Origin of the sequence: Kitasatospora sp. NPDC127116 (assembly GCF_042677365.1) — a bacterium.
Classification (GTDB): domain Bacteria; phylum Actinomycetota; class Actinomycetes; order Streptomycetales; family Streptomycetaceae; genus Kitasatospora; species Kitasatospora lactacystinica.
In genome coordinates, this window is sequence record NZ_JBHXTL010000044.1 from 1 (window position 1) to 12,270 (window position 12,270).

Annotated in this window: 10 protein-coding genes; 5 read left to right on the forward strand and 5 right to left on the reverse strand. The window is 75.3% G+C overall.

Features of this window, described 5'->3' with window-relative positions; all coding sequences use genetic code 11:
• Nucleotides 1–101: 101 nt before the first annotated feature.
• Nucleotides 102–1,400 (reverse strand): sensor histidine kinase, encoded by a 1,299-nt coding sequence (locus ACFVHV_RS19320; RefSeq protein ID WP_380352343.1) that lies wholly within the window; start codon nucleotides 1,398–1,400, stop codon nucleotides 102–104.
• A gap of 266 nt (nucleotides 1,401–1,666) precedes the next feature.
• On the opposite strand from ACFVHV_RS19320, the gene ACFVHV_RS19325 reads away from it, so the two are divergent.
• Both ACFVHV_RS19325 and ACFVHV_RS19330 read left to right on the forward strand, forming a co-directional pair.
• Nucleotides 1,667–2,248 (forward strand): hypothetical protein, encoded by a 582-nt coding sequence (locus ACFVHV_RS19325; protein WP_359907761.1) that lies wholly within the window; start codon nucleotides 1,667–1,669, stop codon nucleotides 2,246–2,248.
• A gap of 224 nt (nucleotides 2,249–2,472) precedes the next feature.
• Nucleotides 2,473–3,207: a (2Fe-2S)-binding protein gene (locus ACFVHV_RS19330; RefSeq protein WP_380352345.1), complete on the forward strand. Its 735-nt coding sequence runs from the start codon at nucleotides 2,473–2,475 to the stop codon at nucleotides 3,205–3,207.
• Nucleotides 3,208–3,247: 40 nt separating this feature from the next.
• Here the strand turns inward: ACFVHV_RS19330 and ACFVHV_RS19335 are convergent, their stop codons facing one another.
• Nucleotides 3,248–4,084, reverse strand: a complete 837-nt coding sequence (locus ACFVHV_RS19335) for a cache domain-containing protein (RefSeq protein ID WP_380352346.1) — start codon at nucleotides 4,082–4,084, stop codon at nucleotides 3,248–3,250.
• A gap of 51 nt (nucleotides 4,085–4,135) precedes the next feature.
• Nucleotides 4,136–4,888, reverse strand: a complete 753-nt coding sequence (locus ACFVHV_RS19340; RefSeq protein WP_359907770.1) for an FCD domain-containing protein — start codon at nucleotides 4,886–4,888, stop codon at nucleotides 4,136–4,138.
• Nucleotides 4,889–5,143: 255 nt separating this feature from the next.
• Here ACFVHV_RS19340 and ACFVHV_RS19345 point away from each other — a divergent pair, with 255 nt between their 5' ends.
• The 3 genes from ACFVHV_RS19345 to ACFVHV_RS19355 are packed head-to-tail and all read left to right on the forward strand — an operon-like array spanning nucleotide 5,144 to nucleotide 9,116.
• Nucleotides 5,144–6,667 carry an amino acid permease gene (locus tag ACFVHV_RS19345; protein WP_359907773.1) on the forward strand — a complete coding sequence of 508 codons (1,524 nt, stop codon included), beginning with the start codon at nucleotides 5,144–5,146 and terminating at the stop codon, nucleotides 6,665–6,667.
• Nucleotides 6,664–7,929 carry a CaiB/BaiF CoA transferase family protein gene (locus ACFVHV_RS19350; protein WP_380352348.1) on the forward strand — a complete coding sequence of 422 codons (1,266 nt, stop codon included), beginning with the start codon at nucleotides 6,664–6,666 and terminating at the stop codon, nucleotides 7,927–7,929. Before ACFVHV_RS19345 ends, ACFVHV_RS19350 begins: the two co-directional genes overlap by 4 nt.
• A gap of 26 nt (nucleotides 7,930–7,955) precedes the next feature.
• The gene (locus tag ACFVHV_RS19355; protein ID WP_359907862.1) at nucleotides 7,956–9,116 is read left to right on the forward strand and encodes an acyl-CoA dehydrogenase family protein; all 1,161 of its coding nucleotides are present in this window, start codon (nucleotides 7,956–7,958) and stop codon (nucleotides 9,114–9,116) included.
• A gap of 159 nt (nucleotides 9,117–9,275) precedes the next feature.
• Here ACFVHV_RS19355 and ACFVHV_RS19360 read toward each other — a convergent pair whose 3' ends face one another.
• Both ACFVHV_RS19360 and ACFVHV_RS19365 read right to left on the reverse strand, forming a co-directional pair.
• Complete coding sequence (locus ACFVHV_RS19360; RefSeq protein ID WP_380352349.1) at nucleotides 9,276–10,337, reverse strand: hypothetical protein; 1,062 nt, start codon at nucleotides 10,335–10,337, stop codon at nucleotides 9,276–9,278.
• Between the two features lie 237 nt (nucleotides 10,338–10,574).
• Nucleotides 10,575–12,179 carry an alpha-amylase family glycosyl hydrolase gene (locus tag ACFVHV_RS19365; protein ID WP_380352351.1) on the reverse strand — a complete coding sequence of 535 codons (1,605 nt, stop codon included), beginning with the start codon at nucleotides 12,177–12,179 and terminating at the stop codon, nucleotides 10,575–10,577.
• Nucleotides 12,180–12,270: the final 91 nt, after the last annotated feature.

The following is a 12,270-nucleotide window of genomic DNA, read 5'->3' on the forward strand; positions in this document are numbered from 1 at the left end:
CGCCTCACCCCTTCTGCGGGCCCCCCCGGGTCCCCCCCCCCCCACCCGCCCCCGCAGGGCCGCGGCCCCCCCCGGTGGGGGTGGGCGCCGCGGGGCGCGCCTCAGCGCCCCGGCAGGGAGCAGCCGACCCGCCAGCCCGCGGGCGTGCCCGGGCCGGCGGTCAGCGAGCCGCCGTGGGCGGCGGCCCGGGCGGTGAGGCCGGCCAGGCCGGTGCCACCGGCGCCCGGGCGGCGGCGCAGCAGCGGCTTGCGGGCGGGGCCACCGTCGTCGGCGACGGTCAGCTCGACGGCGCCGCACTCACCGGGGGCCACCCGGACGGTGACCTCGGTGGACTGCGGGGCGTGCCGGCGGATATTGGTCAGCGCCTCCAGGACCACGGCGTACGCGGTCGCCTCGGCCTCGGCGGAGAGCCGGCCCGCGGTGCCGGGCGCCAGCTCGACGGTGGCGCGCAGGGCGCCGGTGGTGCCGAAGCGGGCGACGAGCTCGGGGAGGTCGGCCAGGCCCAGCCGACGCGTGGTCGCTCCGCCCGCCCGGTCCGACCCGTCGGAGCGGTCGCCCTTGAGGTCCTTGCCACCCTTGCCGTCCCGGCCCTCCCGGCCCTCCCGGCCCTCCTGGCCCTCCCGGCCGCTCGGCTCGCGCAGGGCGCCGACCATCTCGTCCATCGAGTCCAGTGCCCGCAGCCCGGCCTCCTCCAGGCGGCGCAGCAGTGCGGTCGTCTCCTCCGGCTCCTGGCCCGGGAGTTGGCCGGCCTGGGCCTCCAGCACGATGCCGGTGATCTCGTGGGCGACGAAGTCGTGCAGTCCCCGGGCCACCTCCAGCCGCTGTTGGCGCCGGGCCCGGGCCACCGCCCGCTCCCGGCGGGCGTCCAGGACGCGCAGGTAGAGGGCCGCCGCCGCGACACCGAGCAGTGGCAGCAGCGAGATCAGCACCCCGACCACCGGCCCGGCCGCACCGCCCTGCGGCGTCCGCAGGGCGAACCGCAGCGGCAGCAGCACCGCCGCCAGTCCCACCAGCCCGCCGACCGGACCGGCCGACCGGTCGGGCAGCCGCCGAACGGCCCGGAAGAGCAGTCCGAGCAGGGCGAGCCACTCGAACGGCAGCCAGAACGCGGGCAGCCGGTACGGCCCCGGGTAGACCGCGTCGACCAGCAGCGAGGCCCCGGCCACCGCTCCGGCGGCCGCACCGAGCGTGATCCGACCGGCGGGCCAGGGCAGCAGTGCCGCCACCGCGGCGAGCACCGCCGTCAGGGCGAGCAGCGCGGCCGCTCCCCGGGCGTCCGGTCGCGCCAGCAGCACGGGCGCCAGCAGGGCGAACGCGGAGACGGCGGCGAGCGGCCGACGGATCCGGGCCGGTCGCGGCCGCGCGGGATCGGGGTGAGCGAAGGGAGAGTCGGTGGGCACCCGGCCGAGCCTACGGGCAGCTCTCCCGGGGGAGGCACGGTCCTCCTCAGGAGGGAGCGGTGCGCCGTCAACTCCCCTCCGCAGCGGGAGGTCTGTGCGACCGGGCGGGAGCATGATCGGTGGCATCGGAACACCCGCAGAGGACGCCCGCACCGGACACCCGAGCCGGACGCCCGCAAGCGACACCCGAACCGGACGCCCACGCCGGACGCCCGCACGGGAACAGTCACCCGGGAACACCCGCGCCGAAGGAGACCCGAACCGCCATGAACCGCCGCCTCGCCACCGCCGCACTCTCGCTGCTCCTGCTGGCCGCGACCGCCGCCACCGCCGCACCGGCCGCCGTCGCGGAGCCGGCCCCCGCCGCACCGGTCACCGCCCCGGAACCGGCCGCCCCAGCAGGCGACTTCGGGCCGGTCGGTGTGCGCGGCACCGGCAACACCGTCCTCAGCGCCGGGTTCCAGGGCTTCGAGGGCGACCCGGTGCGGATCTCGGTGGACGCCCGTGCGACCACCAACACCGATCCGCGCGGCACCACGGGCCACTTCCACGTCCGTCACGTGCACACCGACGGCCGGCTGGTCGCCGACTTCGAGGGCGACATCACCTGTCTGGCCGTCGGCGGCCGGGAGGCGATCGCCACCGGGGTGGTCACCAAGGGCGAGGCGCCGTGGTTCCCGGGCCTGGAGCTGATCGGCCAGAAGGTCTCGCTCTCGGTGGAGGACGACGGGCGGCGCGGGGACCGGATGGGCTGGGTCTGGGGCGCGCTCGGCCAGCCGGTGTCGGACTGCCAGGGCACGGTACCGTTCATCCGCACGACCAGTGGTGACTTCTCCGTGCGCAGCTGACACCCGGCCGACCGGGCCGACAGGACCGGTCAGGGCCTCCCGGACCGACCGGACCGACCGGACCGACCAGGCCACCCGGGCCGACCGGGCCACCCGGGCGACGACCGGGGGCTGCGCACCGCCACCCGAGCGCCCGCAGACCTGGAGGCCCCGTTGTCCCTCGACCGTCCGACCGCTCCGCCACCGGCGGGCGCGGGGTTCAACGACCTGACAGGGGAGGGCCGTTGAACCCCGCGCCCGACCGGCATTCGCCCGACTACGCCCGGCTGGCCGCCGTCGGGCCGTACTTCGCGCTGGACACCTCGCCGGCCGACCGGCCGCCGGAGGGCTTCCGGCCGCTGGCCGAGCTGTACGGCACCGGACCGGACGCGCCGTTGGCGGCGCGGCTGCGGGTGGTGGCGCAGCGGCTCGGCACCGGGGAGCCCCGGGTCGCCGCCTCGATCCTGCACCTGGGGCTGGCCGCCCGTTTCTGGTCGGTGGGGCTGGGCTCGGCGGTCCTGCTGGGGACGGTCCCGACCTTGGAGCACGCCTGGGTGCGGATCCCGGACCAGGGCCCGCTCGACCTGTGGGCACCGCCGGAGCCCGCCCGTCCGGCCGCCGGCTCGCTCGCCGACCAGCTCCACGAGGCCGTCCTGCTGGGACAGTTGACGCCGCTGGCGGAGGCCGTCCGGGCCGCCGCCCCGCTCTCCCACCGTCTGCTGCTCGGCAACGCCGCCTCCGCACTGGCCGGGACGCTGCGGGTGCTGGACGCCCACGCGCCGGACGCCGCACGGGCGTTGGCCGCGGAGTTGCTGGACCGTCCGCCGCTGGCCGGGTCGGGCGTCCTGCGCGCCGGGCCGGGTGGCACGGCGTTCCGGCGGAACAGCTGCTGCCTCTACTACCGGGTGGGTCCGGGTGCCGGGCTCTGCGGGGACTGCTGCTTCAGCACGCCGCCCGGCCGCGGGAAGCGGAACGAGTAATACCTTCACAAATGAAGGTCATACAGATCTTCGGCCGCCGTCAGCCGCGCACCACCGCCCAGTCCACCGCCGCCGACGGCACCCCGGCCCGCCCGGCCGCCGGGTCCGCGAGCAGTCCTCGTGCCAGCGAACCCACCGGCAGGGCCGGGGTGGTGGCGGCCAGCACCCTGCCCTCGCCGTCGAGCAGCGCCGCGTCGCCGGACAGCGCCCGCAGCGGGGGCATCAGCAGCCGCTCCAGCGCGGCCAGCGGGACGTCCCCGGCCACCACCCCGACGAAGCCAGCACTCGGGACGACCACCGGCCGGGCGCAGCACAGCACGTACCGGTCGGCACAGAGCAGGTCGACCTGCGGCCCGGCCACCGCCGCCCGCCCCTCGTCCCGGGGCCGGGCGAACCAGGGCAGCACCCGGTAGTCGTAGAACTCGGCGTCCGCCGGGTCGAGCGCGAGCCGCAACCGCCGCTCCCCCGCCCCGCGCGCACCGCGGTACCACCACTCCACGTGCAGGTCGGCGTCGGCGAGCGCGCCGGGTGCCACGACCGTTCCGCAGCCGAACCAGCGCGAGCCGGGCCGCGCCAGCAGCTCGCTCACCACTCCGTGCACCACGGCGAGTTCGGCCGCGGCGGGCCGGCGCCCCTCGGCGGCCGCCCGGGCCCAGCAGCCCGCCGCGGCCGCCCGCAGGCCGTCCAGTTCGGCGAGCACCGCGTCGACGGCGGCGGCGATCTGCCGGGCGCACCGCTCGACGGCGGCAGCGTCACCGGCGGCAGGGTCACCGGCGGCGGGCTCGCCCAGGTCGGGCCCGCCGGCGGCGGACTCACCGGCAACCGGCGCACCGGCGGATCGGGCCACGGGCAGGGTGGTGCTGAACGCGCTGGTCATGACGGCTCCGGCGGCGAGGGAGGGATCCGGGAACGGTGGCGCGGCCCCGGCTCAGCCGTCGTCCGCCAACTCCAGGTGCCGCCGGACCAGATGGTGCACGCAGGCCACGGCGTGCGTCTCGGCGGCGGCCCGGGCGCCGGCCGCGTCGCCGGCCAGCACGGCGACCAGGATCTCCCGGTGCTGCTCGGCGAAGCGCTCCTGGTCCGGCCCGTGCGGGGCGGGCAGCCAGAGCAGCGGGCCCAGTTCGGCCTGGAGCCGGACGGCGAGCTGGGTGAGCCGCACCGACTGGGCGGCGACGGCGAGTTCGATGTGGAAGCGGGCGTCGGCGCGGCGCTGCTCGGCGGGCCCGGCGGCGTCGCGCAGGTCGTGCACCAGTCGGGTGAGCCGGGGGCCGAGGTCGGCCGGGGCGCGCTCGGCGGCGAGCCGGGCGGCGGTGCCGAAGACGGCCAGCTCCTCGTCACCGAGGTCGCGCAGGTCGACGGTGGCGAGGTCGCGCAGCCGGGCGAGCTGGAGGTGTTCGGAGCCCTCGGCGGGGGTGCGGACGAAGCTGCCGCCGTTGCGGCCGCGCCGGGTCTCGATCAGTCCGGCCTCGCGGAGCAGGGCGAGGGCCTCGCGAACGGTGCCGTTGGCGACGCCGAGCTGGTCGGCCAGGTCGTTCTCGCTGGGCAGCTGGTCCCCGTCGGCGACCAGTCCGAGGGCGATCGCCTCGGTGATCCGGCGGGCCACCGCGTCGGCGCGGCCGAGGTCGGCGAGCGGCGCGAGGACGGCACTGAGCAGCGGGGTCGCACTGCCGATGGTCGTCACGCCGTTCCCCTCCCCGATCGCCGTCGCCGGATCCTCGCCGGATCGCCGCCGGACCGCCGGCCCGATCGCTGCCCGATCGCCGCCCGATCGCCGCCCGATCGCTGCCCGACCGGATGTTTCCCGCAGGGTACCTCCAGGTCCGACGCGCACTCTTGCCCGTAGAAACTCAATCTCGTATGTTTTCCCGCAACCTCGGCCCGAGCCGCACCCCGCAGTGCTCCCCCACGCATCACGACACGTTCCCAGGAGCAGGTCATGACCGATGCCAGTGCACGTGCCACCGTCCACTCCCCCGACCCGGACGCCGAACGGCTGGCCGCCCTCGGCTACACCTCCGAGTTCAAGCGCGACATGAGCCTCTGGGCGAACTTCTCGCTCGGCTTCACCTATCTCTCCCCCGTCGTTGGCGTGTACACACTCTTCGCCACCTCACTTCGGACCGCCGGGCCGCCGATGGTCTGGAGCTTCCTGATCGCGGGCCTCGGCCAGCTGCTGGTGGCCCTGGTGTTCAGCGAGGTGGTCGCCCAGTTCCCGGTGGCCGGCGGGGTGTACCCGTGGGCGCGCCGGCTCTGGGGCCGCACCTGGGGCTGGCTGACCGGCTGGACCTACCTGCTGGCGCTGATGTCCACCATCGCGGCCGTCTCCTACGGCGCCGGCCCGTACGTGGCCGCCCTGCTGGGCGTCGAGCCGAGCACCGCGACGACCGTCTGGTGCGCACTGGGCCTGCTGGCGCTCGCCACCGTGATCAACCTCGGCGGCACCCGGGTGCTGTCGGCGGCAGCCGTGTTCGGCTTCGCCGCCGAGTTGCTCGGCGCCCTGGCGGTCGGCGCCTGGCTGCTGCTGACACACCGCTACCACGGCCTCGGCGTGGTCCTCGACCGCTTCGGCGCGGGCGGCGACGGCGACTACGCCGACGCCTTCCTGGCCGCCGGGCTGATCGCGGTCTTCCTGTTCTTCGGCTTCGAGGCCTGCGGCGACGTCGCCGAGGAGGTGCCGGACCCGGGTCGACAGATCCCCAAGTCGATGCGGCGCACCATCTACGTGGGCGGCGCTGCGGCGATCGGGATCAGCCTGGCCCTGGTGATGTCGATCCAGGACATCGGCGCGGTGGTCTCCGGCGACGACAAGGATCCGGTGGCCAAGGTGCTGCACGACGCCTTCGGCGCGGTCGGCGCCCGGGTGGTGATCGGCGTGGTGCTGATCTCCTTCCTGTCCTGCGTGCTCAGCCTCCAGGCGGCGGCGAGCCGGCTCGCCTACTCCTTCGCCCGGGACCGGATGATCGTGGGCAGCCGGCTGCTGGCCACCGTCTCGGACCGGCTGCGGGTGCCGCCGTACGCGCTGCTGCTCGCCGCGGCGCTGCCCGGTGTGATCATCGTGGGTGCCTCGGCGCTCTCCGAGGGCGCCCTCACGAAGATCATCTCCTTCTCCAGCATCGGCATCTACCTGGCCTTCCAGATGGTGGTGCTGGCCGCCCTGCGGGCCCGGCTGCGCGGCTGGCGCCCGAGCGGGGACTTCCGGCTCGGCCGCTGGGGCCTGGCGGTGAACATCGGCGCGCTGGTCTACGGCGTCGCCGCGATCGTCAACATCTGCTGGGGCCGCACCCCGGACGCCGCCTGGTACGACAACTACCTCGTGCTGCTCTCGGCGGTGGTCGTGCTCGCGGCCGGCGGCCTCTACCTCCTGCTGGCCCGCCCGCACCTGCGCGGCGACGCCCCCTCGGGCGACGCGACGGCCGCGCCCGGGGCCGCCTCCGCCGAACCGGCCCGGGGGCGGGCATGACCGGGCTCCCGCTGGACGGCGTCCTGGTCGCCGACTTCGGCCGGGTGCTCGCCGCGCCCTACCTGACCATGCTGCTGGCCGACCTCGGCGCCGACGTGATCAAGGTCGAACGGCCCGGCACCGGCGACGACACCCGCGCCTGGGGCCCTCCGCACGCCCAGGGCGAGGCCACCTACTTCCTCTCCGTCAACCGCAACAAGCGCTCCCTCACCCTCGACCTGCGCGAACCGGCCGACCATGCCCGCGCCGTCGAACTCGTCCGCCGCGCCGACGTGCTGGTGGAGAACTTCCGCCCCGGCACGATGGCCCGCCACGGCCTCGGCCCGGACCGCGCCCAGGCCCTCAACCCGCGGCTCGTCTACTGCTCGATCACCGGCTTCGGCCCCGGCAAGGGCGCCGAACTGCCCGGCTACGACCTGCTGGTGCAGGCCGTCGGCGGCCTGATGTCGGTGACCGGGCCGGCCCCCGGCGAACCGGTGAAGACCGGCGTCGCACTGGTGGACGTGCTGACCGGACTGCACGCGGCGGTCGGCGTGCTGGCCGCACTGCGCGAGCGCGAGACCACCGGCCGGGGCCAGCTGGTGGAGCTGAACCTGCTCTCCACGCTGCTCTCCGGCCTGGTCAACCAGTCCGCCGGCTACACCCTGGCCGGCGCGGTGCCGGGCATCCTCGGCAACCGCCACCCGTCCATCGCCCCCTACGAGGTGTTCACCGCCGCCGACCGCCCGCTGGTCGTCGCGGTCGGCAACGACCGGCAGTTCGCCGCGCTCTGCCGGGGCGTGGGCGCCCCCGAGCTGGCCGACGACCCCCGCTTCGCCACCAACTCCGACCGGGTCGCGCACGTCACCGCGCTGGCCCGCGAGCTCACCGCCCGGCTCGAACGCCGCACCGCCGCCGAGTGGTTCGCGGTGCTCACCCCGCTCGGCGTGCCCTGCGGCCCGGTCAACGACCTGGCCGAGGCCTTCGACCTCGCCGACTCGCTCGGCCTGCGGCCCCGGGCGCCGCTGCCCGGCCCGGACGGCCGCCCGCTGGACCTGGTCGCCAACCCGATCGGCCTCTCCCGCACCCCGCCCCGCTACCAGCTGCCCCCGCCCCGGCTCGGCGAGCACACCGCCGAACTCACCGCCTGGCTGGACACCCCGCACGACCGGCCGCCGCACGGCGGGTCTCCCCACGAGCAGCCTTCGCACGAGCAGCCTCCGCACGACCGGCCGCCGCACAACCCTCCCCCGCACGACCAGGACTTCGAGGACCGCCCGTGAGCACCCCGCACGGCACCGGCACCGCCATGTCCGACCCGCTCGACCTGATCGACTTCGCCACCCTCCTCACCGAGGAGGAGCGCGAGATCCAGGCCACCGTCTCCCGGTTCCTCGCCGACCGGGTCCGCCCGCACCTGCCGGAGTGGTTCGACAACGCCCACTTCGCCCGCGAACTCGCCCCCGAACTCGGCGCGTTGGGCCTGCTCGGGATGCACCTGGAGGGCTACGGCTGCGCCGGCACCAACGCCGTCTCCTACGGCCTGGCCTGCCTCGAACTGGAGGCCGCCGACTCGGGCTTGCGCAGCTTCGTCTCGGTCCAGGGCTCGCTCTCGATGCACTCGATCCACCGGTGGGGCTCGGAGGAGCAGAAGCAGGAGTGGCTGCCCGGGCTCGCCGCCGGCACCGCGATCGGCTGCTTCGGCCTCACCGAGCCGGACTTCGGCAGCAACCCGGCCGGAATGCGCACCCGCGCGGTGCGCGACGGCTCGGACTGGATCCTCGACGGCACCAAGACGTGGATCACCAACGGCGGCATCGCGGACGTCGCCACCGTCTGGGCGAACACCGAGGACGGCGTGCGCGGCTTCCTGGTGCCGCGCGGCACGCCCGGCTTCACCACCCGCGACATCGGGCGGAAGCTGTCGCTGCGCGCCTCGGTCACCTCCGAGCTGCACCTGGACGGCGTCCGGCTGCCCGCCGAGGCCCGACTGCCGGGCGCGAAGGGGCTGCGCGGCCCGCTGTCCTGCCTGAACGAGGCGCGGTTCGGCATCCTGTTCGGCGCGGTCGGCGCGGGCCGGGACTCGCTCCAGGCGGCGCTGCGGTACGCGGACTCGCGGGTCCAGTTCGACCGGCCGATCAGCGGTTTCCAGCTGACCCAGCGCAAGTTCGCCGACATGGCGCTCGCGCTCGGCAACTCCGCGCTGCTGGCGGTCCACCTCGGCCGGCTCAAGGACGGCGGGCGGCTGCGGCCCGAGCAGGTCAGCGTCGGCAAGCTCAACAACGTGCGGGAGGCGCTGAAGATCGCCCGCGAGTGCCGCACGGTCCTCGGGGCCAACGGCATCTCGCTGGAGTACTCGCCGATCCGGCACGCCAACAACCTGGAGTCGGTGCTGACCTACGAGGGCACCGGCGAGATCCACACGCTGGTGGTCGGCCAGGCGCTCACCGGGCAGGCGGCCTACCGGTAGGGCGTGTCCGACACGCCCTCGGCACGCCCCGGGCGCGCTCACCTCCCCGGGACGCGCCGAGGCCCGCGTCCGGCTTGTCCAGAGCCGGGCGCGGGCCGCCCCGTTCCCACCCGCTGCCGATGCCCGTGGCGCCGGGTGGAGCCTCTCCGGGGAGTCCGGTCAGACCGCGACCGTCTCCTCCATCTCCTCCTCGGCCTCCCCGGCCTCCTGCGGCGCCTCCGCCGGACGGCGCCCACGCCCTTCGTACATGGCCGCGGCCACCAGGGCGGCCCCGCCGAGCAGCAGCCAGACCAGCAGGGTCACGACGTGCCCGCCGAGGCCCGCGCCGCCGTCGAAGTACATGATGCTGCGCGCGCCCTCCAGGAAGCCCGCGCCCGTCCAGAAGCCGTGCAGGCCACCGAAGAACCCGTTCTGCAGTTCGGGCCGGTAGATGCCGCCGGAGGAGGTGAAGTTCAGCATCACGAACAGCACCATCAGGGCCAGCGTGGTCCACTTCTTCAGGAAGCTGTGCAGGCCGATGCCGATCAGTACGATGCCCGCCGAGTAGAGCCAGCCGAGCGCCCAGATCGCCGCGCAGTCGTGGTCGACCACGTGGAAGACCGGCCCCGCGGTGACGATCCCGATCACGCTGACCACCAGCGAGACGGCCACTCCGACCAGTGCCCGGATCTTCACGCTCAGCCCCGCGCCGGCCGCGCCGATCGCCGCGACGCTGGCGTAGGAGCCGATGCTCAGCGCGACCAGCAGGAAGAACAGGCCCTGTCCGGTCGGGTCGCCCTTGGCCGGGGTGGTCAGGTCGGTCACGTGCAGCGGCACGCCCTGCCTGTCGGTGACGTTGGTGAACACCGCGGTGGCGGCCACCACGGAGGTGTCCGAGTTGCCCTTGGCGACGATCAGTTCGGGGCTCTTGGCGTCCGGGACGAAGGCGCCCACCAGGTCCCGGTCGCGCAGCTGCTGCTCGGCGGCGGCCCGGTCGTCCACGGTGCGGACGTCGAGCGCGTCCCCGGCCTTGCCCTGGATCGCCTGCGCCAGGCCCTGCGCCTGCGGCGTGGTGCCGACCACGGCCACCTTGAGGTGGTGCGGCTCGGGCTGGTGGAAGGCGCCCTGGTAGGCGAGCGCCATGCCCAGGCACATCAGCAGCGGGGTGATCAGGTGGGTGGCCAGGTGCTTGAGCGAGTGCCCCAGGGTGGGCGCTGCGGCGGGGTTCCGGGGTGTGCTCATGGCGTTCGTACCGTCCTCCGGTGGTGTCTCTCGGTGACGAGAAGGTGGGAAATGCAACCAATGCAGGTGGTAAATGCAACCATCTATCGATGTAGCTTACAACTATCCGACATCATTCGGAAGCCTGGCCACCGACCGGACACCGACCGACCGACCGACCGCCGACCGACCGACCGACCGACCGACCGGCGACCGGACAGCGACCGACCGGCGGCCAGGCCCTGCCCGGGGCGACCGTCAGCCCAGCTCGAACACCCCGTACGAGAACCCGTCCGCCCGCAGCTCCCCGTCCACCAGCCGCACGCCCTGCACCTCCAGCGGCCGGACACCCGGCGCCCACCGGTCACCCTCCGACAGGCCCGGCAGCCGTACGGACGCCGGCTCCCGGCCCGGGTTGACCGCCACCAGGTACCGCCCGGCCCGGGTGTACACCAGCGGGTAGCCGGCGTGGCGGACCTCCAGCCCGCCGGCCGCGCCCAGCCCCGGGTGCGCCCGGCGCAGTGCGATCAGCCGCCGCACGGTGTGCAGCAGCGAGGTCGGGTCGGCGCGCTGGGAGAGCACGTCCGGGCGGTGCGGGTCCGGGTCCACCGGCAGGTACAGCCGCTCGGGCGGGGCGCTGGAGAAGCCCGCGGTCGGGCCGGGCGTCCACTGCATCGGGGTGCGCGAGCCGGCCCGGTTGAACCGCGGGCCGAGCACGCTGCCCTCGGTGTCGGGCAGGCCCGGCAGGTAGCGCATTCCGATCTCGTCGCCGTAGTAGACGGCCGGGAGGGTGGGCCAGGTGAGCAGGAAGGCGAAGGCCGGGGCGAGTTGCTCCGCGCCGCGCGGGCCGGTGGCCAGGCGGGAGAAGTCGTGGTTGGCGGTGGGCAGCACGATGTGCCCGCCACCCTCGGTGAGTTCGGCCGCCGAGCGCCAGGCGTCCAGGAAGGGCTGCGGGGTGCCGCGGCCCTCGGCCTCGAAGTAGCAGGCCTCCTGGTGCCAGAACTCCTCGACCGTCCCGCCGTTGTTGTTCCAGAGCGAGCGCAGCGGCAGGCCGTGGTCCTCCCCGCCGAAGTGCAGGAAGAAGTCCGCGTGGAAGCCCGCCGCGACGGCGGCGGCCGGGTCGCCCCACTCGGCGAGCAGGGCGGCCTCGGGGTGGCCGCGGTCCAGCCAGTCGCGCAGCTCGGTCCAGAGCTTGGCGGTCTCCGCCTTGCCCGGGTCGTCCTTGACCAGCGAGTACGCCATGTCCACCCGGAAGCCGGACACCCCGAGGCCGAGCCAGTGCGCCATGATCGTGCGCAGCGCCGCCCGGTTGGCGCGCGGGCCGTCCGCGTCCACCGCCTGCCGCCAGGGCTCCTCCGAACTGCTGCGCGCGTACCCGAAGTTGAGCGCCGGCTGACAGTCGAAGAAGTTCGGCCGGTACCAGCCGGGGCGGCTGCCGGGCGAGGCCACGAAGCCGTCCACCGGGCGGTCGGACCAGATGTAGCGGTGGTCGGACGGGTCCTCGGCGGAGGCCAGGAACCAGGGGTGGCGGTCGGAGGTGTGCCCGGCCACCAGGTCCAGCAGGACCCGGATTCCCCTGCGGCGGGCGGCCTCGACCAGGGCCACCAGGTCATCGGTGCCGCCGTAGCGCGGGGCGGGGGCGAGGTAGTCGGTGACGTCGTACCCGGCGTCGCGGAACGGCGAGGCGAAGCAGGGGTTGAGCCAGACGGTGTCGATGCCGAGCCAGGCGAGGTGGTCCAGGTGCCCGGCGATGCCGGCGAAGTCGCCGATGCCGTCGCCGTCGGAGTCGGCGAAGCTCTGCGGGTAGATCTGGTACAGCACGGCGTCGGCGAGCCAGTCGGGGCCGGGGCGGGTCGAGGTCATGGGTGGTTCCTCCTGCCGGGGTCCGGGGGCCCGGGGCTGGCCGGGCGGGGCTGAGCCGGGACGGGATCGGCCGGGGCCGAGCCGGGTGCCC

What these genes read in the sequence shown, in the direction of transcription:
- ACFVHV_RS19335 (WP_380352346.1), bottom strand. Translation starts at nt 4,084, where the DNA reads ATGACCAGCGCGTTCAGCACCACCCTGCCCGTGGCCCGATCCGCCGGT.
- ACFVHV_RS19365 (WP_380352351.1), bottom strand. Translation starts at nt 12,179, where the DNA reads ATGACCTCGACCCGCCCCGGCCCCGACTGGCTCGCCGACGCCGTGCTG.
- ACFVHV_RS19360 (WP_380352349.1), bottom strand. Translation starts at nt 10,337, where the DNA reads ATGAGCACACCCCGGAACCCCGCCGCAGCGCCCACCCTGGGGCACTCG.
- ACFVHV_RS19350 (WP_380352348.1), top strand. Translation starts at nt 6,664, where the DNA reads ATGACCGGGCTCCCGCTGGACGGCGTCCTGGTCGCCGACTTCGGCCGG.
- ACFVHV_RS19325 (WP_359907761.1), top strand. Translation starts at nt 1,667, where the DNA reads ATGAACCGCCGCCTCGCCACCGCCGCACTCTCGCTGCTCCTGCTGGCC.
- ACFVHV_RS19355 (WP_359907862.1), top strand. Translation starts at nt 7,956, where the DNA reads ATGTCCGACCCGCTCGACCTGATCGACTTCGCCACCCTCCTCACCGAG.
- ACFVHV_RS19345 (WP_359907773.1), top strand. Translation starts at nt 5,144, where the DNA reads ATGACCGATGCCAGTGCACGTGCCACCGTCCACTCCCCCGACCCGGAC.